Source organism: Streptomyces sp. NPDC007808 (assembly GCF_042868655.1).
Taxonomy (GTDB): Bacteria; Actinomycetota; Actinomycetes; order Streptomycetales; family Streptomycetaceae; genus Streptomyces.
The window spans coordinates 290,230-311,593 of sequence record NZ_JBIAEQ010000001.1 but is presented as its reverse complement, the minus strand read 5'-3'; the positions used below and the strand labels follow the sequence as shown (position 1 = coordinate 311,593).

Below are 21,364 nucleotides of genomic sequence, written 5' to 3'. Positions count from 1 at the left end.
ATCCGATTCCCCTGTGGGCCAGGAGGGCAGGCAAGATGGGTGGGTGACCCTCATCGATCATCTGCCGCCGACCGCCGATCCCGACGCCCTCTACGAAGCCTTCGAGTCGTGGGCCGAGGAGCGGGGCCTCACTCTCTACCCCCACCAGGAGGAGGCGCTGATCGAGGTGGTCTCCGGCGCGAACGTGATCGTGTCGACGCCGACCGGCTCCGGCAAGAGCATGATCGCCGCGGGCGCCCACTTCGCCGCGCTGGCGCGGGACGAGGTCACCTTCTACACCGCTCCGATCAAGGCGCTCGTCTCGGAGAAGTTCTTCGAGCTGTGCAAGCTCTTCGGCACGGAGAACGTCGGCATGCTGACCGGCGACGCGTCCGTCAACGCCGACGCCCCCGTCATCTGCTGCACCGCCGAGGTCCTCGCGTCGATCGCGCTGCGCGACGGCAGGCAGGCCGATGTCGGCCAGGTCGTGATGGACGAGTTCCACTTCTACGCGGAGGGCGACCGGGGCTGGGCCTGGCAGATCCCTATCCTGGAGCTGCCGCAGGCGCAGTTCATCCTGATGTCGGCGACCCTCGGCGACGTCTCGATGTTCGAGGAGGACCTCACCCGCCGCACCGGCCGGCCGACGTCGGTGGTGCGCTCGGCGACCCGCCCGGTGCCGCTCTCCTACGACTACCGGCTCACGCCGCTCACCGAGACGCTCACCGAGCTGCTGGAGACCAAGCAGGCGCCCGTCTACATCGTGCACTTCACTCAGGCCCAGGCCGTGGAGCGGGCGCAGGCGCTGATGAGCATCAACATGTGCTCGCGTGCGGAGAAGGACCAGATCGCCGAGCTGATCGGCAACTTCCGCTTCACCACCAAGTTCGGCCGCAACCTCTCCCGCTACGTGCGGCACGGCATCGGCGTCCATCACGCGGGCATGCTGCCGAAGTACCGGCGCCTGGTGGAGAAGCTCGCCCAGGCCGGTCTGCTCAAGGTCATCTGCGGCACGGACACGCTCGGCGTGGGGGTCAACGTCCCCATCCGCACAGTGCTGTTCACCGCCCTGACGAAGTACGACGGCAGCCGGGTCCGTACGTTGCGCGCCCGCGAGTTCCACCAGATCGCCGGCCGCGCCGGCCGGGCCGGCTTCGACACCGCGGGCTTCGTCGTGGCGCAGGCTCCCGAGCACGTCATCGAGAACGAGAAGGCGCTCGCCAAGGCCGGCGACGACCCGAAGAAGCGCCGCAAGGTCGTCCGCAAGAAGGCACCCGAGGGCTTCGTCGGCTGGACGGAGAACACCTTCGAAAAGCTCATCGCCTCCGAACCGGAGCCGCTGACGTCCCGCTTCCGGGTCACGCACACCATGCTGCTCTCCGTCATCGCCCGTCCTGGCAACGCCTTCGAGGCGATGCGGCACCTGCTGGAGGACAACCACGAGCCGCGCAGGCAGCAGCTGCGGCACATCCGGCGCGCTATCGCGATCTACCGCTCGCTGCTGGACGGCGGCATCGTGGAGAAGCTCGACGAGCCGGACGCCACCGGCCGTGTCGTCCGCCTCACCGTCGACCTCCAGCAGGACTTCGCGCTCAACCAGCCGCTGTCCACCTTCGCCCTGGCCGCGTTCGAGCTGCTGGACCCGGAGTCGCCGTCCTACGCCCTGGACATGGTGTCCGTCGTCGAGTCGACCCTGGACGACCCTCGGCAGATCCTCGTCGCCCAGCAGAACAAGGCCAAGGGCGAGGCGGTGGCCGCGATGAAGGCGGACGGCGTCGAGTACGAGGAGCGCATGGAGCGCCTCCAGGACATCACCTACCCGAAGCCGCTGGAGGAGCTCCTCTTCCACGCGTACAACACCTACCGCAAGAGTCACCCCTGGGTCGGCGACCACCCGCTGTCGCCGAAGTCCGTCATCCGGGACATGTACGAACGGGCGATGTCCTTCACGGAGCTGGTGTCCTTCTACGAGCTGGCCCGCACCGAGGGCATCGTGCTGCGCTACCTCGCGAGCGCCTACAAGGCCCTCGACCACAACATCCCGGACGACCTCAAGTCCGAGGATCTGCAGGACCTGATCGAGTGGCTCGGCGAGATGGTGCGTCAGGTCGACTCCAGCCTGCTCGACGAGTGGGAGCAGCTCGCCAACCCCGAGGAGATGACCGCCGAGGAGGCCCAGGAGAAGGCCGACGAGGTCAAGCCGGTCACCACGAACGCGCGCGCCTTCCGTGTCCTCGTCCGCAACGCCATGTTCCGGCGCGTGGAGCTGGCCGCCCTCGACCAGGTCGAGGAGCTGGGCGAGATGGACGCCGAGGCCGGCTGGGACGCCGACGCCTGGGGTGAGGCGATGGACAAGTACTGGGACGAGTACGACGACCTCGGTACCGGCCCCAACGCCCGCGGGCCCAAGCTCCTGGTGATCGAGGAGGAACCGGCGAACCGTCTGTGGCGCGTCCGGCAGATCTTCGACGACCCGAACGGCGACCACGACTGGGGCATCAGCGCGGAGATCGACCTCACCGCTTCCGACGCGGAGGGCCGCGCGGTGGTCCGCGTCACCGACGTAGGCCAGCTGTGAACACAGGAGATTCCCACCCATGACGACAAACCCGGCCGAGAGGCTCGTCGATCTGCTCGACCTGGAGCAGATCGAGGTCAACATCTTCCGTGGCCGCAGCCCGCAGGAGTCACTGCAGCGGGTCTTCGGCGGCCAGGTGGCCGGCCAGGCGCTGGTCGCCGCCGGGCGCACCACGGACGGCGAGCGCCCCGTGCACTCGCTGCACGCGTACTTCCTCCGCCCGGGGCGGCCAGGCGTGCCGATCGTGTACCAGGTCGAACGGGTGCGGGACGGCAGGTCGTTCACGACGCGACGGGTCACCGCCGTGCAGCAGGGGCGCACGATCTTCAATCTCACTGCCTCCTTCCACAAGCCCGAGCAGGGCGGTTTCGAGCACCAGCTGCCGCCGGCCCGCAAGGTCCCGGACCCGGAGTCGCTGCCGACGGTCACCGATGAGATCCGGGAGCATCTCGGCGCGCTGCCCGAGCAGTTGGAGCGGATGGCCCGGCGGCAGCCGTTCGACATCCGCTATGTCGACCGGCTGCGCTGGACCAGGGACGAGGTCGAGGACTCCGAGCCGCGCAGCGCGGTGTGGATGCGGGCGGTGGGCCCGCTGGGCGACGACCCGCTCGTGCACACCTGTGCGCTGACGTACGCCAGCGACATGACCCTCCTGGACGCCGTCCGTATCCCGGTCGAACCCCTGTGGGGTCCTCGCGGTTTCGACATGGCGTCGCTGGACCACGCCATGTGGTTCCACCGGCCGTTCCGCGCGGACGACTGGCTGCTGTACGACCAGGAGTCGCCGATCGCGGTGGGCGGTCGCGGGCTTGCGCGCGGGCGGATCTACGACCGTGAGGGGCGACTGGTCGTGTCGGTCGTGCAGGAGGGACTGTTCCGCAAGCTGGGCTGATCCGGCCTGAAGCGGGCTGCGCGGCCCGGGCCCGGGCCGCGTGTGACCGCGGGGGTGGTGGCTCGGGCGGATGTGGCCCGGGGCGGTGTGGATCGGGCCGCCGCATCCCGGGGTGTTCTGCGCCGCAGCCATCCCCGCAGGCCACGTGAGGGCGACGGCTCCTGTGACCCGGGCGTAGCGAGTCGTGCCGGAGGGGCTGGGGCCGGGGGCCGGTTCGCGGGCGGACGTGGCGCGGGCCGCCACCTGCGCGCGTCCTCCATGACCGCCGTCACTTCGGCCCGTAGCAGGCCGATCTCGTCCGCGTCGTCCGCCGTCATGAGCTTCTCGGCGAGCTGCGCGGTGGGCGAACCCGGCGCCCCGGACACCGGCGGTCCCGGACGGAACCGGTTCAGGTGGGACCGCTCGTAGGGGTCGGGGACGATCTCCGCGATCTGAACGGGGGCGAGGAACGCGGACAGCGCTCCGGCGCTCTCCCAGGGATCGTCGGCCTGACGCAGCAGGAACCCTCGATGACGTCCGCGCCAGTTGCGCGGGCGCAGATCCACGCCCGCGTCCAGCATGCGGCGCAGTTCCTCGGGCATCCGACGGGCGTTGATCAGCGGGGCGTTTCGCTCGTCGGCCGCGAACTGCCTGAGCTCCTCGGCGAGATAGAGCCACACCACGGCTCGATACCGGTTGAGGTAGAAAGTCACCGGCACCAGCAGGCCCAGGCGTGCCAGGCGCGTGAACCTTCCGGTGGTCACCTTGATGAGGTCCGCGCCCTCCGTCGTTCCGGTGGCCTTCACCCGCTCCTGCAGCGAGCCGGGGAAGCCGGCGAGCGACCGCAGGCGGTCGATCTCGGAGAGGGGGACGCGTCGGCCCCCTCCCCCCTCGTCGGGCACGGTCCGGATGAGGCCGAGGTGGACCGCCAGGTCCACCTCGCTGCGCCGTAGTCCCAGTTGGCGTGCGGCCCGACTCGGCGTGCAGGCAGGCCGGGGTGGTTGCGCAATGGTGTCGTCCGACATGATCGATCTCCCCCGTGGAGTCACCGACTCACGCTGAGTGCGTGCGCCGTGACAGAAAGATAACCGGTCGGGCCGATCGCGCGCCGAGCCTGTGGAAAACTCCGCGGGGGTTGGCGAAACAGCAGGTCAGAGGTCTGTGAACGGCGCACGCTCGGGGTGCCGGGCGTCCACGTCGAGGTGTTCGCCGACTCGGTTGACGAGCAGCGTCATCTCGTAGCCGATCTGACCGATGTCGGCTTCCGCTCCGCTGAGCACACACAGACAGCTGCCGGTGCCGGCCGCGGTGACGAACAGCACCGCGTCGTCGAACTCGACCATCGTCTGTCGCACTCGGCCCGCACCGAAGTGCCGTCCCGATCCCTTGGCCAGACTGTGCAGTCCGGACGAGACGGCGGCCAGGTGCTCGGCGTCCTCGCGTCGCAGCCCTGTGCTCGCCCCCGTGACCAGACCGTCGTTGGACAGCACCAACGCGTGCCGCACGTGGTCGACGCGCTTGGTCAGGTCGTCCAGCAACCAGCCAAGTCCCTGGTTCTGCGCCATGGTCCGTTCTCCCCGTGTTGACGTCTCCTCCTGCGCCGGAGGATCTCTTCGCCACCTTCCCCGACGATCCGGCCCCCGGGCAAGGAGGATGGGGGCATGGCGAAGAAGATGACCGATGAGGAATGGCGGGCGTTCGTCTCACACGGCACGCGCACCGGAAAGCTGTCGACCGTACGGGCTGACGGCAGCCCGCACGTCACCCCGATCTGGTTCGTGCTCGACGGGGACGAGGTGGTGTTCAACACCGGGAAGTCGAGTGTGAAGGGGCGCAATCTCGTCCGTGACGGCCGAGTGGCGTTGTGCGTGGACGACGACCGGCCGCCGTACGCCTTCGTGGTGCTGCAGGGGCGTGCCCGTGTCTCCGAGGACCTCGGGGAGTTGAGGCACTGGGCCGGTCGCATCGGCGGGCGGTACATGGGTGAGGAACGCGCCGAGGAGTTCGGCGCGCGCAACGGCGTTCCGGGAGAGCTCCTCGTCCGCGTGAAGATCGAGAAGGTGCTGGCCGAGCAGAGCGTCTCGGACTGACGGCGCCCCGGCTCCCGCCGTCGAGAACCGGCAGCGGCCCCGCCGCCGGTCGGCGCGACCGTCGACCGGGGTCGGGAACCGGTCATCCCACGGAGTCGAGCAGCCGGGCGGTGTGCATCCGCCCGGCGTACTCGACGAGTCGGATGAGCACCTCCTTCCCGGAGTCGCGGTCCCGCGCGTCACAGAGCACCACGGGCGTTCCTCGGTCCAGGTCCAGCGCACGTGAGACGTCCTGCGCCCCGTACGTCCTGGCGCCCGTGAAGCAGTTGACGGCCACGACGAACGGGATGTGCCGGTGCTCGAAGTAGTCCACCGCGGGAAAACAGTCCTCCAGGCGCCGGGTGTCCGCGAGGACGACCGCGCCCAGGGCTCCCTGCGACAGTTCGTCCCAGAGGAACCAGAAGCGGTCCTGGCCGGGGGTGCCGAAGAGGTAGAGGGACAGGCCGGACCGGATGGTGATGCGTCCGAAGTCCATGGCGACGGTCGTGGTGACCTTCTGGTCCACGCCGTCCGTGTCGTCCACCGACTGCCCGGCTTCGCTGAGCAGTTCCTCGGTACGCAGCGGCCTGATCTCACTGACCGCGCCCACCAGGGTGGTCTTGCCGACGCCGAACCCGCCGGCGACAAGTATCTTCAACGCCAGGGCGGTCGTCTCGCCGTCGGATGCGTCGGATTGCTCGGAGACCATCGATCACTTCTCTCTGGAGGGCGGCATCGTTCGAGGCCACTGCGCGTCGGTGTCCGTAGGGACGCACGCTCGGGTGTGGTGCGGGGGCGGATGGTTCAGAGGAGTCGTCTACAACGCCCGCAATCCTTCGATCACCTCACGCAGGATCCGTTCGTCGGGAAGCTGGGCGGGCGGTACCGGGCGGCTGACCGTGACGCGGCCCAGTTCCAGGAGGTCGCCGACGAGCACTCTGACGACCCCGACGGGCAGATCGGCGTCGGCGGCGAGTTCGGCGATGGACTGCGTCTCCGCGCGGCACAGCTCGACGAGAGTCCGGTGTTCCGGACCGAGCGCGCTGTCCTGGTCGGTGCCGGGCGCGGCGGCGTCCAGGGTGACGAGGGCGATCAGGTCGAAACGCACCCCGGTGGGGCCGGGCCTGGTGCGTCCGCCCGTCATGGCGTACGGGCGGACCAGGGGCCCGGCCTCGTTGTCGTACCACTGGCTGCCCTGCTCGCGCGGGGTGAGCGTCGTGTCCTCGGTCATGTGCGCGGACCGCCTCCCCGGCTCATCCCGCGGCAGGCGGCCGCGTGGCGGCACGCGGCGGTGTGTAGAGGTGTTCGCCGACGCGTTTGACCAGCCGTGCCATCTCGTAGGCCACGAGTCCGATGTCGGCGGTCACGGCGGTGAGGACGGCGAGGCAGGAACCGTCACCGGCGGCCGCGACGAACAGGAAGGCGTCGTCCATCTCCACCATCGTCTGGCGCACTCCGCCGGCCCCGAAGTGCCGTCCCGCGCCCTTGGCCAGGCTGTGGAAGCCGGAGGCGACCGCCGCGAGGTGTTCGGCGTCCTCCCGTCGCAGGTCGGACGACGCTCCCACGGCGAGCCCGTCGTTGGACAGCACCACGGCGTGCCGCACTTCACGCACCCGTAGCACCAAGTCGTCCAGCAGCCAGTCGAGTTCCCCGGACCTCCCCCACTCGCTGCTGTGATCCAGCGGGGGTCCCCCCACGGCGGCCCTCGTGCTCGGGTCCTGCATCATGCGAGGTCTCCTTCGCTGCTGTCGCTGCGCGCTGTCGAATCGGGTGTGACGTCGCCACCGGGTCGCCTGCCGCCGCCTCGTGCCCAGCCCTCCCGGTAGGCCGCCATGCGGTCCCGGACCAGTTCGGGGGTGCGCCGCTCGTCGTCCTTCGAGGCGGTCGTCCCGGGGGCTTGTTCCGGGCGCCCGTCTCGTAGTTGGGGGGCCAGACTGGCCTGCCGTACGCGGCGCGGGAGGTCGTCGGAGGGTGGGGAGTCGTCCGGAGGGCGGTGCAGTCGCAAGGTGGTGACTCCGGGAGGTGGGGTGTCGGTCGTGGTGCCTGCCGCGGCCGGTGTGGGAGCCACCAGTGCGGGCCTCTGGGCGACCGCGTGGACGGGTTCTTGGTGCCGGTCGTCCGCGGGCACGCGCGCGTGGTCACCGTCGACGGGCTGTTCGGCGACCGCCTTGGCATCGGGGGAACGTTCCGCCGGGGCGTTGTGCAACAAGGCGGTGGGCAGCAGCACGACGGCCGTGGTGCCGCCGTAGGGAGAGGTGCGCAGGTGCACCTTGATGCCGTGCCGGGACGCGAGCCTGCTGACCACGAAGAGGCCGAGCCGGTCGCTGTCGAACAGGTCGAGCGCCTCGGACTGCTCGATGCGCCGGTTGGCCTCGGCGAGGGTCTCCTTGCCCATGCCCAGGCCGCGGTCCTCGACCTCGACGGCGTAGCCGTTGCCGACGGGTTCGCCGGTGACGCGCACGCGCGTGTGGGGCGGCGAGAACTGGGCTGCGTTCTCGACGAGTTCGGCGAGGAGATGGGTGAGGTCGGCGACGGCCGCGCCGGTCACGGCCGCCTCTGGGAGTTGGCGTACCTCCACGCGCGCGTAGTCCTCGACTTCCGAGACGGCGGCTCGGACGACGTCGGTCAGGGAGACCGGCATCCGCCAGGCGCGGCCGGGTGCCGCCCCCGAGAGGATGATCAGGCTCTCGGCGTGGCGCCGCATACGGGTGGTGAGGTGGTCGAGCCGGAAGAGGTCGCTCAGTTCGTTCGGGTCGTCGGAGCGCCGCTCCATGCTGTCCAGCAGGCTCAGTTGGCGGTGCACGAGGACCTGGCTGCGGCGGGCGAGGTTGACGAAGACCCCGGAGATGCCGCTGGCCAGTTCGGCGCGTTCCACGGCGGCGCGCAGGGCGGCGCGGTGGACGGTGCCGAGGGCCTCGCCGACCTGACCGGTCTCGTCCTCGGCGGGCGGTCCGGGCGGCGCCTCGGCCCGGATGTCGATCTCCTCGCCGGCCCGTAGCCTGCGCATGGCCTCGGGGAGTTTGCGCCGGGCGATCTCCAGGGCGCGGTTGCGCAGGCTGACGAGTTCGACGACAAGACCGCGGCCGATGCGGACGGAGATCACAAGAGAGGCGGCCACGGCGGCGAGGCCGAAGAGGACCGCGGCACCGGCCGGGGTGAGCAGACCACGGGTGAAGGGGTCGGCGCGGTCCGCGACGCCGTGCCCGGCGTCCTGTTCGATCGTCCGCATGCCGCTCTGCACGCGCGCGTGCGCCTCGTTCCAGGTGGCTTCCGCCGCGGCGTCGATCGCCCGTGCGCCCGGTGCGGTGGCCAGGACCTTGTCCTCGACGGCGGCCAGGGTCGTATAAGGGTTGCCGTCGGCGAGGCGTTGCCAGGCCGCGCGTTCGGGTCCCCGCAGGTCGGTGACGGCTGATGCGGTGAGGGTCCGGCGGGTCTCGACGGCGCCGGTGAAAAGCCGCAACCGCTCGCCGTCGAGGCGCCCGGCAACGCGTGCGCTGTCGAGCACCGCGGCCTCCTGGGCCAACGCCTCCCCCGCACGGGCGAATTCGAGCAGCACGCGCGCGTCGGAGCCGAGCTCGGCGTCCTGGATGCCGCTGAGCGCGCCGCCCACCGAGAACGCGGTCGCGATGGTCCTCGTGTACCGCCCGTACGCCTCGTTCCAGCCCGAACGGCGATCGAGTACGGCCTCGCGTACGGTGCTCAGCCGCTCGGCTCCGATGACGAAGGCCGCCAGCCGCCGGGCCACCCCGGTGGGCAGTGCCTCGCCGTCGGCGACCGTGTTGCCGTCGCCGAGGCGGAGCCGCGCCACCGCCTTGTCCGTGTCCTCCGAGAGCTTCTGGTAGTCGCCGCCTCTTTCGGTGGACGGGTGCGACGCGTAGCGCACCGCGGCTCCGCGTTCGGCCTGGAGGGCGGCGATCGCGTCCGCGACAGGGGCTCTGATCCCAGCGTCGACACGCTGCAACTGACGGAGTCTGGAGACGTCCTGGGCCGTGGTGACGGTGGCGTGGGCCCACAGGGCCAGCAGCGACACGACCGGCACCATCAGCAGGCAGACGATCTTGGCGCGCACGGTGCGCGGCCGCACGCGCCAGCGTTCCGCGCGCGTGGGCGGGTTCTGCGGTGTCACGCCGGCGGGCTCCTGCGGTCCTTCGTCGGCCGGCGGTCCGGCGTGGGCGCGGCGGCCGCGGACGAGGGGCGGGGGTGGCGTCTCGGCGCCGGTTGCGGTGGTCCTACGGGGTGTACGCATGGCCTCCTCGCTCGGAAGGGTTCGGGGCGTGCCGTCCGGGTCGTCAGCGGTCGGGAACCGCGGCTAGCCGACGGCGCCCTCGACCGGCCGCTGGGCCGAGGCGGATGCCTGGCGCTCCCCTGTGGTGGGCGACAGGGCGACGAAGGCCGAGGTCAAGAAGAGGTAGGAGCCGAGGCCTACGGCGAGGGGGAAGATGAACTGCATCGCCGTGGCCCCGGGCAGGCTCGTGCCGGACGGGGCCACGTCGACGCCGACCGCGAACATCCCCGTGTAGTGCATGCTGCTGACCGCCGCGCCCATGATCAGGGAGGCCATGGTGACGGCGACGGGCGACTTGATGTTGAGCGCCGCCCACAGGGCCGCGGTCGCCGCGACGACGGCGATCAGGATCGAGAGCGCGACGAGGGCGGGGTCGTAGGTGACGTGGCCGTGCAGTCGGACGGCGGCCATGCCCAGGTAGTGCATGCTGGCGACGCCCAGTCCGGTGGTGAGCCCACCGAGGAAGAGGGCGCGGGTCCGGTCACGGCTGTACCCGACGGCGAAGACGCCGGCGCAGACCACGGCCATGGCGACGAGGAGGCTCACGATGGTGAGCGGTACGTCGTAGCGGATGTCGGTGCCGCTGACGCTGAAGCCGAGCATGGCCACGAAGTGCATGGTCCAGATGCCGGTGGCGATCGCCGAGGCCGCGGTGACGAGCCAGTTGCGGCGCGACCGGCCGGTGGCGCCGAGCGCGCGGACGGTGCAGCGCAGCCCGAGCGCGGCGCCGGTGCACGCCATCACGTACGACAGCACGGGGGTCAGCCACCCGAGGGCGGCGTGGTCCAGGTGTCCCATGGCCCCGGGACGCTAGCCGGGGCGTGGGCGCACAACCGGGGCGCATTTCGAAAGCTGCTGGAATATGACGCAGAGATGCACCGGATCGATCGCCTCACGCTCGAACGTGTGCGCAGCGGCGTCATCCGTGCCGGTGAGGGATCATGCGGAACATGAGCGACGACCACACACATGTGCAGGAGTTCTTCACCGCCCGCGCCGCCGGCTGGGACAGCCGGTTCCCCGACGACGGGCCCGCCTATGCGGCCGCGGCCGCCGAACTCGGGCTGCGCGAGGGTGATCGCGTGCTGGACGCGGGCTGCGGCACGGGACGCGCCCTGCCACCGCTGCGGGCCGCCGTGGGGCCCTCGGGAGTGGTCCTGGGGGCCGACATCACCGAGGCGATGCTGGAGGCGGCCGTACGGGCCGGACGGAACGCGGACGGGCAGTTGCTGCTCGCCGATGTGGCCGCGCTGCCACTGCGGTCGGAGTCGCTCGACGCCGTGTTCGCGGCCGGACTCGTCGCGCATCTGCCGCACCCGGCGGACGATCTGCGGGAGTTGGCCCGTGTGGTCCGCCCCGGTGGCACCCTCGCGCTGTTCCACCCGATCGGCAGGGCGGCGCTCGCGGCGCGCCAGGGCCGGCAGATCACCCCGGAGGACCTGCGGGCCGAGCCGAACCTCCGCCCGCTGCTGGCCGGTGCCGGTTGGCGCATGACGTCGTACGTCGACGAGGACGACCGGTTCTTGGCACTGGCCGTGCGGGAGTCCTGACGTCTCAGTCCCGCCCGGCGACCGCCGCCGCGAAGGTGTCGGGGTCGTCGAACATGACGTTGTGGCCGGCACCGGGCACGGTCACCACGCGCACACCCGCGGCCTCCAGGGCCTGTGCGCCCGGGAGTTCACCCGTGAGCTCACCCTGAAGGAGGACGCGGTCGATCGACAGCCCTTCGAGGATGTCACGCATGATCGGCTCGGAGCCGCGCCTGAGCCACACGGCGCTGCGGTACAGGGCCCGAGGGTCGGCCAGTCGCATGGTCGACGCCCACAGCGGTCCGACCGCTTCCAGCACGCGCGCGTGCGCGCCGCCGACGAACTCCTCCTCGTCGTAGGCCGTGATCCACGCGCTCCCCGCGGCGGGCGGCGGCGAGGCGTCGAGGTTGGGCTCGGTGAGCACCAGCCGGGAGACGAGGTCGGGCCGCCGGTGGGCGAGCACGATGGCCACGGAGCCGCCCATGCTGTGCGCGATCAGCTCGGCGCCGCTCAGTTCCGCCGCGTCCAGGGCCGCCGCCAGAGCGTCGGCGTGGTCCTCCAGCCGATAGCCGAAATCCTGGGGCCGGTCGCTGATGCCGTGCCCCGGCAGATCGACGAACAGGCTGCGTCGCCCCGCGAGTTCGGGCCGGGCCGCGATGTGGGTGTGGTACACGGAGGACACCGCCCCCAGTCCGTGCACGTACACCCGGGCCGGCTCCTCCCCCGGCGTCTCCGTCCAGCGGATGCAACTGCCCTTGCCGTCGAACTCGGCCTGCCTCATACCGTCCTCCTCCGCGCCCTGATCTCCATCGACCATCACCCTATACATCGGTCCCGATGTATATCCAGCCAGAAGTATTGCCTGGTGGATGTACAGCGGATCTGAGCGAGAATGTGGGCATGCTGGAGCTCGCCATCCTCGGATTCCTCTACGACAGCCCGCTCCACGGGTACGAGTTGCGCAAGCGCATCGCGGCGCTGACCGGGCACGTGAAGCCGGTCGCCGAGAGCACGTTGTATCCCGCGATCAAACGACTGGAGAAGGCCGGCCTGCTGGCACGGGCCACCGAGCCCGGCTCAGTGGCCGCTCCGCGGCACGTGCTGACGCTCACCGAAGCGGGCCGCGAGGAGCTGCGCCACCGGCTCGCCGAGCCCGACCCGCGCGACATCAGCGACGAGAACAGGTGGTTCACGGTGCTCGCCTTCCTGCGGCATCTGGACGACCCGGCCGCCCAGTCCGCCGTACTGAGACGCCGGCTGGCCTTCCTGGAGGAGCCCGCGAGCTTCTTCTACGACGGCGACCGGCCGCTGAGCGCCGAGGAGCTGGACGACCCCTTCCGGCGCGGCGTCCTGACCATCGCGCGGGCCACGTCCCGGGCCGAACTCACCTGGCTGCGCGACACCCTCGCCTCACTCGGCGGCTGACGGGTCGATGTGCCGCACGGGACAGCCCCCGACACCGGGTACCGGTCGGGTGCCGAGCTCTTCCAGCCGGTAGCCGTTCGGGTAGCCCCTGATCTCCCGGTTCTGGCGTGCGAAGTGGGGTGACCGGCGCGGCGGCAGCAGACGCACCGCCCGCCCACGCGCGCGTACCGCTCGCCGCACCAGGGCGCGGGTCGCGGAGCTCGGCGCCGGGTAGCGGAACGCCCTCAGGAGCGGTTCGTCGAGCAGGGCGAGTGTCGAGGCGCGCAGGAGGGACGCGAGAGGGCGTGGATACCACGAGGCCATCAGGTCGATGGTCGCGTCCGAGACCCGCCGCGCACCCTCGTCCCAGCCGAAGTGGGCCTCCTCGTAGGCATCGAGGCATGCCTCGAACTCCTCGTAGGACTCAGGGATGTCCTTGATGCCCATGTGCCGGCCGAGCGTGCGGTAGTGGACGGTGGAGGCGACGATCTCGTGGCGCGAGAGCCTGCGCCAGCCGTAGGCGTCGATCCATCGCTTCGGCATCACGACGAACGTGCACAGCACGTAGCGCATGTCGTCGTTGCTGATGTCGTAGCTGCGGTGCATCTGGTTGATCCGGCGGATCGCCGTGCGGCCCTGCTCGCTGCCGAAGCCGTGTTCGACGACGGCGTCGAGGAGCAGCGAGGTGTCGTCGTACCGCTTCTGCGGCCGGTCCGTCAGCTCGGCCGTCTCGGCGAGCAGCCGGCCGATGGAGGGCACGGCGTAGGTGCGGTAGAGCGCCAGCTCCAGCGCCCGGGTGAAGTCCCAGGGGAACTCGTACGCCGCGGTGAGCCGGTAGATCTCCGAAGCCTCGCGGAACGGGTCCATCCGCCGGATCTGCTCAAGCCGCTCGAAGCGCTTCACCGCGCCGCCCCCTTCTGCTGCCGATGCTTCAACTCTACGTTGAATGGGGGAAGATGGATGATCAGACCGGATCAGGCATGAGGGGGAAGTGGTCACCATGTGGGGCAGGCTGCGCAGCACCGGTACGAGATTTCTCCGTGCGAAGCGCACGGAGACCGACACCGGCAAGGACAGGCGCACGCACAATCTGTTCGAGGCCGCCGCCGTGTATGTGTCGGCGCGTGTGGAGGACGACCAGGAGCAGCTGGACGAGGCCGCCGGCTGGGTGTCTCCGGAGGCGCTGTCGTTCGGCGTGAGCGAGCTGGCGTGCCGGGCCGTCGTCGCGCTGGCCAGGGAACGCGACGAGTCGCCGCAGACCGTGGCCCGCTCGCTGCTCGGGCTTCCGGCGGCCTGACACTGCGAACAATCGCGGTCGTTTCGCCCCGTCGGTCGGAAAACTGCAGCTCCGGGGGTGTTTGGGAGTCGTGACAAGCGGCTTCCGGGCGCACTAGGGTGCGCCGACGGACGATCCGATGGGGAGGCTGGGATGGCAGGGACGGACGAGGAGGCCGTCGCCGCCGCGGACGATGCGCTCTACGTGCTCACGGCGGTGCTGCTGACGCCCGCGAAGTTCCCGGGCGTGCTGGGCGACGACTACCCGGAGGCGTGCGCGGCGCTGGGTCTTGCCCCGCTCGCCGAGGGATACGGCCTGGTGCTCGGCCAGGACGGCGACGGTGCCCGGTGGACGGTCGTCGTCGACGACGTCTCCCTGGTGGCCGTGGCCATCGCCTCCTGGGACTGCGGCATGGAGTACGACCTGTCGCCCGACGAGCGCTCGGTCGTGACCGCTCTGCCCGGATGGCCGCTGGCCGTCGCCGTCGCCGCCCCCAACGTGCCGGAGCCGCACGATCCGGACCCCGAGATCGCCGGGGGCCCGCCGCTGGCGCCGCCGGACACGAGCGTGTGGGGTCCGGCTCAGCGGCGCCTGGGCGCCGACGAGATCGCCTTGCAGTGGGCGACGTGGCGGGCGCAGATCGACGACGCCGACTTCAGGAAGCCGGGCGTCGGGTCGGACACGGCCGCCGCCGACGCGGGCAGCGGATCGGACACGGCCGCCGTCGACGCGGAGGAGACCGGCGGGGAGAGCGGGAGCGAGGAGGCCGGGACGGGCCGGCCCCGGGTGGGTCCCAGCGGCATCCGGCGGGTGCTGGCCGAGGCACGCGCGTACGTCGACTCCCCGCCGCCGCTGGGCCGCGTCCGGTCGTCGTTCGCCTCGGGTGACGCGCGAACCCTGCGCGCGGACGGCCCCGGCTGGTCGCTCGTCGCCAGGACCGACGACATCGCCTTCGTGCTCCTGGACGACCGGCCCGGCGAGGTTCTGCCGGTGGGCCGCGGGCCTGAGCTGCCCGGGTTGCTCGAAGCGCTCGACAAGATGGCCGTGCGGCCCAGCTGAGCAGTGCCTCGGGGCAGGGATCCGCACCGCTCCTGTGCGCACGAGGTCACCGGTGCCTGATGGCCTGACGGCCCGGGACAGTTCGGCACATGTGGAAGTCCTGCCTCGGCTCCAGGACACCGGCACGGCAGTCGCGGCACCGTGCGACACCTCGCCCCGGCCCCATCGCTCCGCCCCCTGCCCGCGCCCTGTCTCTGCACCCCATTCGACGGCGGTGTTCCATGTGGTCCCGCCCCATGGAAGGAGCGGAGCGCTCCCCGCACGATGAGGCAGCCCCGGCGGTGCCGCTTTCCCAGCGGTCCCCACCTGGCTGTCCCTCGTCCCCCGCCTCCAGGAGGCCGTCGTGCGCCTGTCCCGATGCGTTCCCTTCGTTGTCGCCACGCTGCTGGCCGGCGCCCTCGGCCGGCCGACACCCGCAACGGCAGCGGCCGGTGGCGCGCACCACTGCGCCGGTCATGAACGCGTGCGGGTGCCGGGGGCGGCCTTCCAGCGGAGCGCCTGCCTGCCGGATCTGACCACCACCGGACTCGCCGGAACGCCCCACACCGACATGGCCGATCAGGCCGGGCTGACGGCGCGAGGGACCCGGACACCGAGCGGCGTGCCCGGCGTTCAGATCGACGGCTACTTCCCGGACTCCTCCCGCTTCAACACCACACACGGTTGGCGGCACGACGCCCAGTTCGTGATCAGGTTGCCGGACCGCTGGAACGGCGGACTGGTCGTCACCGGAGCCCCCGGGACGCGCAGGCAGTACGCGACGGACAAAGCGATCTCCGATCAGGTGCTCGCGCTCGGCTACGCGTACGCGGCGACGGACAAGGGGAACAACGGCGCCGACTTCTATCGGGACGGGAAGCGGCCGGGAGACGCGGTCGCCGAGTGGAACGCGCGGACCACTCAACTCACCCGGGCGGCCCGCAGGGCGGCGGCCCAGCGCTACGGTCACACTCCCCGCCGCACCTACATGACCGGTGTGTCCAACGGTGGCTATCTGACCCGCTGGCAGTTGGAGAACCATCCCGAGCTGTACGACGGCGGCGTGGACTGGGAAGGTGCCCTCTGGACCGCGGACGGCCCCAACCTGCTCACCTCCCTTCCCACGGCGGTGAGCCGCGCGCTCGGCTTCGCGCGGGACGAGGATCTGTACGCGGTCGGTTTCGCCCGCGGCTCCAAGTTCCTGTGGCCGTACCACGAGCAGGTCTACTGGGGGGTGACGCAGAAGATCTACCGCGCCGAGTTCGATCCGGCGTACGACCCGGGCTGCCCGGGTCCGTCCGCCGGGACCATGCCGGAACAGATCCTGGCGCCGTGCGCGTCGGACGCGGCCTACGACTACGCATCGCGCCCGGCGTCCGTCCACCACGCGGTGGCCCGCGTCGCGCTCACCGGGCGCATCGGCAGACCGCTGATCACCCTGCATGGAGATCTGGACGCGCTCCTGCCGAAGGCAGCCGACTCGGACGTGTACGCGCGCATGATCGACCTCAGTGGCCGAGGCCGGCTGCACCGCTATCTCACGATCGCGGGCGGTACCCATGTGGACGGGTTGTACGACACCCATTCCGATCGGCTCCGGCCGATCCTGCCCTGCTACCGGTCGGCCTTCGACGCGCTGGTGTCCTGGGTGGAGCGAGGCACTCCACCGCCCGCGGACCAGACCGTCGGCCGGCCCACGAACGGTGACGTACTGAACTCCTGCCCGCTGTCCACCCCGACCGCACCCGCTGCCGAGTGAGGGTCAGCGACCGATCTCCTTCCGCGTGACGCGGCGCAGCCTGCGCCGCTGGGACGGGTCGAGCGTGAGGTAAGCGGCAGCCGGGACTCCCAGGACTATCAGGAGCGCCGCCCACCAGGGCAGCCAGATCAGCAGGATGAGACCGGCCGCCACACCTCCCGCGGCGATCTTCGCGTTCTTCGACATGTGCGTCGCCTCCTTCGCGGCCACTGCCGCTCTCTGTCCTGGAAACGGGTCCGCGCTTCCAGCGGTTCCGAGCTCCGACCCTGAGACGACCCTGAGGTGCGGCCCCTAGTGGAGATACCCACCCCAAGCGGCCGAGTGACCCAGGTCACGCCTCAGATATGCCAGGTGCACCGCCCGAGTGCTGTACCTTGACCACCTTGCGCGAGTAGTCAAATTTGAGGAGTGTCACAGAACTGTGCCGAGGCTTCCCGAGGCAACACTGTCCGAAGTTTCCGAACTGACCTCCTGCTGCGCCGTATTCCTGCCCGGTGACCCGGCCCGCACCGGCCGGTTCGCCTTCTGGCGGGCCGAAGGCGGCGCCGCCCCGTGCGTCCCTTCCGGATCGGTCGAGGACCTGACCGTCGCCCTTCCCGGCGCGGACGGTGTCGAGCCGGTGAGCGTGCCGGCCACCGTCCTGCCCGTGCGTGCCGCCCTGCCGGTGCTCACACGCGCGCGTGCCCGGGCGCAGGGACACCGAGCGGCCGTCTTCTGGGGCGCGGCCGCGGTGCTGGCCCTGCAGCTCGTGGCGCGCGGCGCGCTCTTGCCGGGCCTTTCGGTGAGCGACCACGACGCCTGGCGGGTCGGGCCACTGCGACCGGAGGACATGGACCGCATCCGGGACCTCGCCGCCGCGATGCCGCCCGAAGCACACGCCGTGCCGCTGGGGGACGCCGGTTCGCCGAGACTGCCGGACCCGGAGCGACTGCTGCGGGCCTTCCTGGACGCGGTCGCGGACGCGCTGCCCCGCTCCCCCGCCGCCGAGCTCGTGACGGGCGGGCCCGCCTACGCGGCCCGGGAGCCGCAGCATGTGCCGGAGCAGCGCGCCTGGGCGGCCGATGTCGCCGCGGGCCACGATGCGGGCGTACGGCTCTCGCTGCGGCTCGAGGTGCCGGGGCTCACCGATGCGACGCGGGACGATGCGGCGCTGCGGTTCCGGGCGGTACTGCAGGTGCACAGCGTGAGTGATCCGACGCGGGTCGCGGACGCGGGCGACGTATGGGCGGGATCCGCCGCCCTGGACCCGCGCGCGCGGATGGACGCGCTGCTGGCGCTTCGCCGGGCGGCGCGCGCGTGGGCTCCCCTGGCGCCGTTGCTGTCGGCGGCTGTGCCGGACGCCGTGGAACTCGCCGACGATGAGGTCACCGACCTGCTCGGGGAGGGCGCCCGCGCGCTCGCCGGGGCCGGCGTCGACGTGCACTGGCCCAAGGAGCTGGCACGCAAGCTGACCGCCCGCGCGGTGATCGGCCCGCCGGACGACGAGCCCGCTTCCGCCAGAACCTCCTCGGACACCCCTTCGTTCCTCTCGTCCGACGCGCTGCTGGCCTTCAACTGGTGGTTCGCGGTGGGCGACCAGCGGCTCACGCGCGAGGAACTGGACCGTCTCGCCGAGGCGAACCGCCCCATGGTGCGGCTGCGCGACCAGTGGGTGCTGGTCGACCCGCAGGAGGTGCGACGCGCCCGCACGCAGCAGGACCGCAAGGTGACGCCCATCGACGCCCTGAGTGCTGCCCTGACCGGGTCCACCGAGGTGGACGGCCGTCAGGTGGAGGTCCGGCCCACGGGGTGGCTCGCGGCGCTGCGTGAGCGGCTCGCGGATCCGGAGGGGCAGGAGCCGGTCGGCCAGCCCGCCGCCCTGGCGGCCACACTGCGGGACTACCAGCTCCGGGGCCTTGGTTGGCTGTCCCGGATGACGTCCCTGGGCCTCGGGTGCTGTCTGGCCGACGACATGGGTCTCGGGAAGACGATCACACTCATCGCGCTGCATCTGCACCGCCAGTCCGACGCCACGTCCGCCGGTCCGACGCTGGTGGTGTGTCCGACGTCCCTGATGGGCAACTGGCAGCGTGAGATCGAGAAGTTCGCGCCCGGCACACGCGTGCGTCGCTTCCACGGGCCGCGACGCGACCTGCAGGGCGTGGCGGACGGGGAGTTCGTGCTGACGACGTACGGCACCATGCGCCTGGACGCGCGCAGGCTCGACGAGGTGCAGTGGGGCATGGTCGTGGCGGACGAGGCGCAGCACGTGAAGAACCCGTACTCGGCGACCGCACGGGAGCTGCGCTCCATCGGCGCACGCGCGCGCGTGGCGCTCACCGGCACTCCGGTGGAGAACAACCTGTCGGAACTGTGGGCGATCCTGGACTGGACGACCCCTGGCCTGCTGGGGCGGCTCGGCACTTTCCGCACGCGCTACGCGCAGGCCGTCGAGGGCGGCCAGGACCCGGCCGCCGCCGAGCGGCTGACCCGGCTCGTACGGCCGTTCCTGCTGCGTCGGCGCAAGTCGGACCCGGGGATCGCGCCCGAGCTGCCGCCGAAGACCGAGACCGATCGTGCCGTGTCACTGACCACGGAACAGGCCGGTCTGTACGAGGCCGTGGTCCGCGAGACGCTCGCGGAGATCGCCGGCGCCGACAGCATGGCGCGACGCGGCCTGATCGTGAAACTGCTGACGGGCCTGAAGCAGATCTGCAACCACCCGGCGCAGTTCCTCAAGGAGGAGCGGCCGAGGATCGCCGGACGTTCGGGGAAGCTGGAACTGCTGGACGAGCTGCTCGACACGATCATCGCCGAGGGGGCGAGCGCGCTGGTCTTCACCCAGTACGTGCGCATGGGAAGCCTCATCCAGCGTCACCTCGCAGCGCGCGGCGTGCCCTCGCAGTTCCTGCACGGCGGAACGCCCGTGGCCGAGCGCGAGGCCCTGGTGCGGCGCTTCCAGGACGGCGAGGTGCCCGTCTTCCTGCTGTCGTTGAAGGCGGCGGGCACCGGCCTCAACCTCACCCGCGCCGAACACGTCGTGCACTACGACCGGTGGTGGAACCCGGCCGTCGAGGCCCAGGCCACCGATCGCGCCTACCGCATCGGCCAGACCCGGCCCGTGCAGGTGCACCGGCTGATCGCGGAGGGAACCATCGAGGACCGTATCGCCGACATGCTGAGCCGCAAGCGGGAGCTGGCCGACGCGGTGCTCGGCGCCGGCGAGGCAGCACTGACCGAGCTGACGGACGCGGAGCTGGCCGATCTGGTGGAACTGCGAGGAGGCGACCGATGACTCGACACGACGGTGACGTGGAGCGCACCTTCGAGGCACTGCCGCCCGCACACGGGCGGGGGTTCGCACAGACATGGTGGGGTCAGGCCTGGCTGAAGGCGCTGGAGGAGACGGCTCTGGACTCGAAGCAGCTCAAGGCCGGCCGCAGGCTGGCACGCGCCGGAGCGGTCGGTGCGGTGTCGGTGCGGCCCGGGCGCATCACGGCCGTGGTGCAGGGCCGCGACCGTACGGCGCACCGGGCCGATGTGCTGCTGGAGGAGCTGTCCGCGCAGCAGTGGGACCGCTTCCTGGACATGACCGTCGAGCGGGCGGGGCATGTTGCGGCGCTGCTGGACCGTGAGATGCCACCGCACCTGGTGGAGGACGCGGCCACCACGGGTATCGAACTGCTCCCGGGCATGGGCGACCTGGAACCGGAGTGCGGCTGCGGCGCCTGGGACCACTGCGGGCACACGGCGGCGCTCTGCTATCAGCTGGCGCGGCTCCTGGACCAGGACCCCTTCGTGCTGTTTCTGTTGCGTGGCCGCGGTGAAAGCGCACTCCTGGAGGACCTTCAGACCCGCAGCGCCGCAGCCTCCGCCGGCCCGTGCCCGCAGCCCGTGGCGTACGAGCCGGAGGGCGTGGACGCCGCCGAGGCGTATGCGATGGGTGACATCCTGCCGCCGCTGCCCGACCTGCCCGAGCTCTCCGCCGGGCCTGGGATGCCACCGTCCCTGGACACCGAGTCGCCGCCGGCACCCGGCGTCGACCCGGCCGCGCTGGAGTTCCTGGCCGCCAGGACCGCCGTGGAGGCACACCGCCTCCTTGCCGACGCACTGCAAGGCGGTCCCGAACCACACGCGGAGTGCGAGGAGTTGACGCCGGCGCAGGACGCCGTTCGCCTCGCCGCCGGTTCGCCGCCCGCCGAGGTGACCGAGCGCCTGGCTGACGGCTCGGGGCGTGGCGGTCAAGGGCTGGCGACGGCCGTGCGTGCCTGGGAGCTCGGGGGCCTCGCCGCGCTCGCCGTACTCGACGAGGAGTGGACCGTCGAGGGCGAAACGCTCGCACGCGCGCGTGGCGCTCTGGAGTCGGCCTGGGACGAGGACGAACGACCGGCGCTGCGGGCCGAGCACAACCGGTGGACGGTCGTGGGTGTGCCGTGCCAGCTGCGCCTGGGACGCGACGGACGCTGGTGGCCGTATCGCGAGGAAGCCGGCCGCTGGGTGCCGGCGGCAGGCCCTGCGCAGGATCCGGCGACGGCGCTGGCGTCGGCGCGGTTCACGTCCGAGGAGGCACAGCGGTAGGAGCTGCCTGACGGCGGGC

General features: G+C 71.4%; 19 protein-coding genes and 1 pseudogene. 10 read left to right on the top strand and 10 right to left on the bottom strand.

What is annotated here, in order from left to right:
• Positions 1-43: 43 nt before the first annotated feature.
• Complete coding sequence (locus tag ACFYNL_RS01380; protein ID WP_388794602.1) at positions 44-2,557, top strand: DUF3516 domain-containing protein; 2,514 nt, start codon at positions 44-46, stop codon at positions 2,555-2,557.
• A gap of 19 nt (positions 2,558-2,576) precedes the next feature.
• Positions 2,577-3,449 (top strand): acyl-CoA thioesterase, encoded by an 873-nt coding sequence (locus tag ACFYNL_RS01375; RefSeq protein ID WP_388794599.1) that lies wholly within the window; start codon positions 2,577-2,579, stop codon positions 3,447-3,449.
• A gap of 113 nt (positions 3,450-3,562) precedes the next feature.
• Here the strand turns inward: ACFYNL_RS01375 and ACFYNL_RS01370 are convergent.
• Positions 3,563-4,453: pseudogene (locus ACFYNL_RS01370) on the bottom strand (DUF6397 family protein); the annotation flags it as partial.
• Between the two features lie 126 nt (positions 4,454-4,579).
• Entirely contained in the window at positions 4,580-4,993 is a 414-nt protein-coding gene (locus ACFYNL_RS01365; RefSeq protein ID WP_388794596.1) for a roadblock/LC7 domain-containing protein, read from the bottom strand.
• 96 nt (positions 4,994-5,089) lie between these two features.
• On the opposite strand from ACFYNL_RS01365, the gene ACFYNL_RS01360 reads away from it, so the two are divergent.
• Positions 5,090-5,518: a PPOX class F420-dependent oxidoreductase gene (locus tag ACFYNL_RS01360; protein WP_388794593.1), complete on the top strand. Its 429-nt coding sequence runs from the start codon at positions 5,090-5,092 to the stop codon at positions 5,516-5,518.
• A gap of 82 nt (positions 5,519-5,600) precedes the next feature.
• Here the strand turns inward: ACFYNL_RS01360 and ACFYNL_RS01355 are convergent, their stop codons facing one another.
• The 5 genes from ACFYNL_RS01355 to ACFYNL_RS01335 form a co-directional block, all read right to left on the bottom strand.
• Positions 5,601-6,206 carry an ATP/GTP-binding protein gene (locus ACFYNL_RS01355; RefSeq protein ID WP_388794590.1) on the bottom strand — a complete coding sequence of 202 codons (606 nt, stop codon included), beginning with the start codon at positions 6,204-6,206 and terminating at the stop codon, positions 5,601-5,603.
• Positions 6,207-6,314: 108 nt separating this feature from the next.
• Entirely contained in the window at positions 6,315-6,728 is a 414-nt protein-coding gene (locus tag ACFYNL_RS01350) for a DUF742 domain-containing protein (RefSeq protein WP_388794587.1), read from the bottom strand.
• 22 nt (positions 6,729-6,750) lie between these two features.
• Complete coding sequence (locus ACFYNL_RS01345; RefSeq protein ID WP_388794584.1) at positions 6,751-7,224, bottom strand: roadblock/LC7 domain-containing protein; 474 nt, start codon at positions 7,222-7,224, stop codon at positions 6,751-6,753.
• Positions 7,221-9,743 carry a nitrate- and nitrite sensing domain-containing protein gene (locus tag ACFYNL_RS01340; RefSeq protein ID WP_388794581.1) on the bottom strand — a complete coding sequence of 841 codons (2,523 nt, stop codon included), beginning with the start codon at positions 9,741-9,743 and terminating at the stop codon, positions 7,221-7,223. The genes ACFYNL_RS01345 and ACFYNL_RS01340 overlap by 4 nt, the downstream gene beginning before the upstream one ends.
• Positions 9,744-9,806: 63 nt before the next feature.
• Positions 9,807-10,580, bottom strand: a complete 774-nt coding sequence (locus ACFYNL_RS01335; RefSeq protein ID WP_388794578.1) for an MHYT domain-containing protein — start codon at positions 10,578-10,580, stop codon at positions 9,807-9,809.
• A 152-nt stretch (positions 10,581-10,732) separates the two neighbouring features.
• Here ACFYNL_RS01335 and ACFYNL_RS01330 point away from each other — a divergent pair, with 152 nt between their 5' ends.
• Entirely contained in the window at positions 10,733-11,332 is a 600-nt protein-coding gene (locus ACFYNL_RS01330) for a class I SAM-dependent methyltransferase (protein WP_388794575.1), read from the top strand.
• 4 nt (positions 11,333-11,336) lie between these two features.
• On the opposite strand, the gene ACFYNL_RS01325 is transcribed toward ACFYNL_RS01330, so the two are convergent.
• Positions 11,337-12,092 carry an alpha/beta fold hydrolase gene (locus tag ACFYNL_RS01325; RefSeq protein ID WP_388794572.1) on the bottom strand — a complete coding sequence of 252 codons (756 nt, stop codon included), beginning with the start codon at positions 12,090-12,092 and terminating at the stop codon, positions 11,337-11,339.
• A 119-nt stretch (positions 12,093-12,211) separates the two neighbouring features.
• Between ACFYNL_RS01325 and ACFYNL_RS01320 the strand changes: the two genes are divergently transcribed.
• A complete protein-coding gene (locus ACFYNL_RS01320; RefSeq protein ID WP_388794569.1) occupies positions 12,212-12,736 on the top strand; it encodes a PadR family transcriptional regulator in 525 nt (174 codons plus the stop codon).
• Here ACFYNL_RS01320 and ACFYNL_RS01315 read toward each other — a convergent pair.
• Complete coding sequence (locus ACFYNL_RS01315) at positions 12,722-13,618, bottom strand: oxygenase MpaB family protein (RefSeq protein WP_388794566.1); 897 nt, start codon at positions 13,616-13,618, stop codon at positions 12,722-12,724. The two genes, ACFYNL_RS01320 and ACFYNL_RS01315, sit on opposite strands and share 15 nt — an antisense overlap.
• A gap of 97 nt (positions 13,619-13,715) precedes the next feature.
• Here ACFYNL_RS01315 and ACFYNL_RS01310 point away from each other — a divergent pair, with 97 nt between their 5' ends.
• The 3 genes from ACFYNL_RS01310 (at position 13,716) to ACFYNL_RS01300 (ending at position 16,788) form a co-directional block, all read left to right on the top strand.
• Entirely contained in the window at positions 13,716-14,012 is a 297-nt protein-coding gene (locus ACFYNL_RS01310; protein WP_388797210.1) for a hypothetical protein, read from the top strand.
• Between the two features lie 132 nt (positions 14,013-14,144).
• On the top strand, positions 14,145-15,050 hold the full coding sequence (locus tag ACFYNL_RS01305; RefSeq protein WP_388794563.1) for a hypothetical protein: 906 nt from the start codon (positions 14,145-14,147) through the stop codon (positions 15,048-15,050).
• 343 nt (positions 15,051-15,393) lie between these two features.
• Positions 15,394-16,788: a tannase/feruloyl esterase family alpha/beta hydrolase gene (locus ACFYNL_RS01300; RefSeq protein WP_388794560.1), complete on the top strand. Its 1,395-nt coding sequence runs from the start codon at positions 15,394-15,396 to the stop codon at positions 16,786-16,788.
• A gap of 3 nt (positions 16,789-16,791) precedes the next feature.
• Here ACFYNL_RS01300 and ACFYNL_RS01295 read toward each other — a convergent pair whose 3' ends face one another.
• Complete coding sequence (locus ACFYNL_RS01295) at positions 16,792-16,974, bottom strand: hypothetical protein (RefSeq protein ID WP_119105388.1); 183 nt, start codon at positions 16,972-16,974, stop codon at positions 16,792-16,794.
• A 235-nt stretch (positions 16,975-17,209) separates the two neighbouring features.
• On the opposite strand from ACFYNL_RS01295, the gene ACFYNL_RS01290 reads away from it, so the two are divergent.
• On the top strand, positions 17,210-20,062 hold the full coding sequence (locus ACFYNL_RS01290; protein ID WP_388794557.1) for an SNF2-related protein: 2,853 nt from the start codon (positions 17,210-17,212) through the stop codon (positions 20,060-20,062).
• The gene (locus ACFYNL_RS01285) at positions 20,059-21,345 is read left to right on the top strand and encodes an SWF or SNF family helicase (RefSeq protein WP_388794554.1); all 1,287 of its coding nucleotides are present in this window, start codon (positions 20,059-20,061) and stop codon (positions 21,343-21,345) included. The genes ACFYNL_RS01290 and ACFYNL_RS01285 overlap by 4 nt, the downstream gene beginning before the upstream one ends.
• The last annotated feature ends 19 nt before the right edge of the window (positions 21,346-21,364 follow it).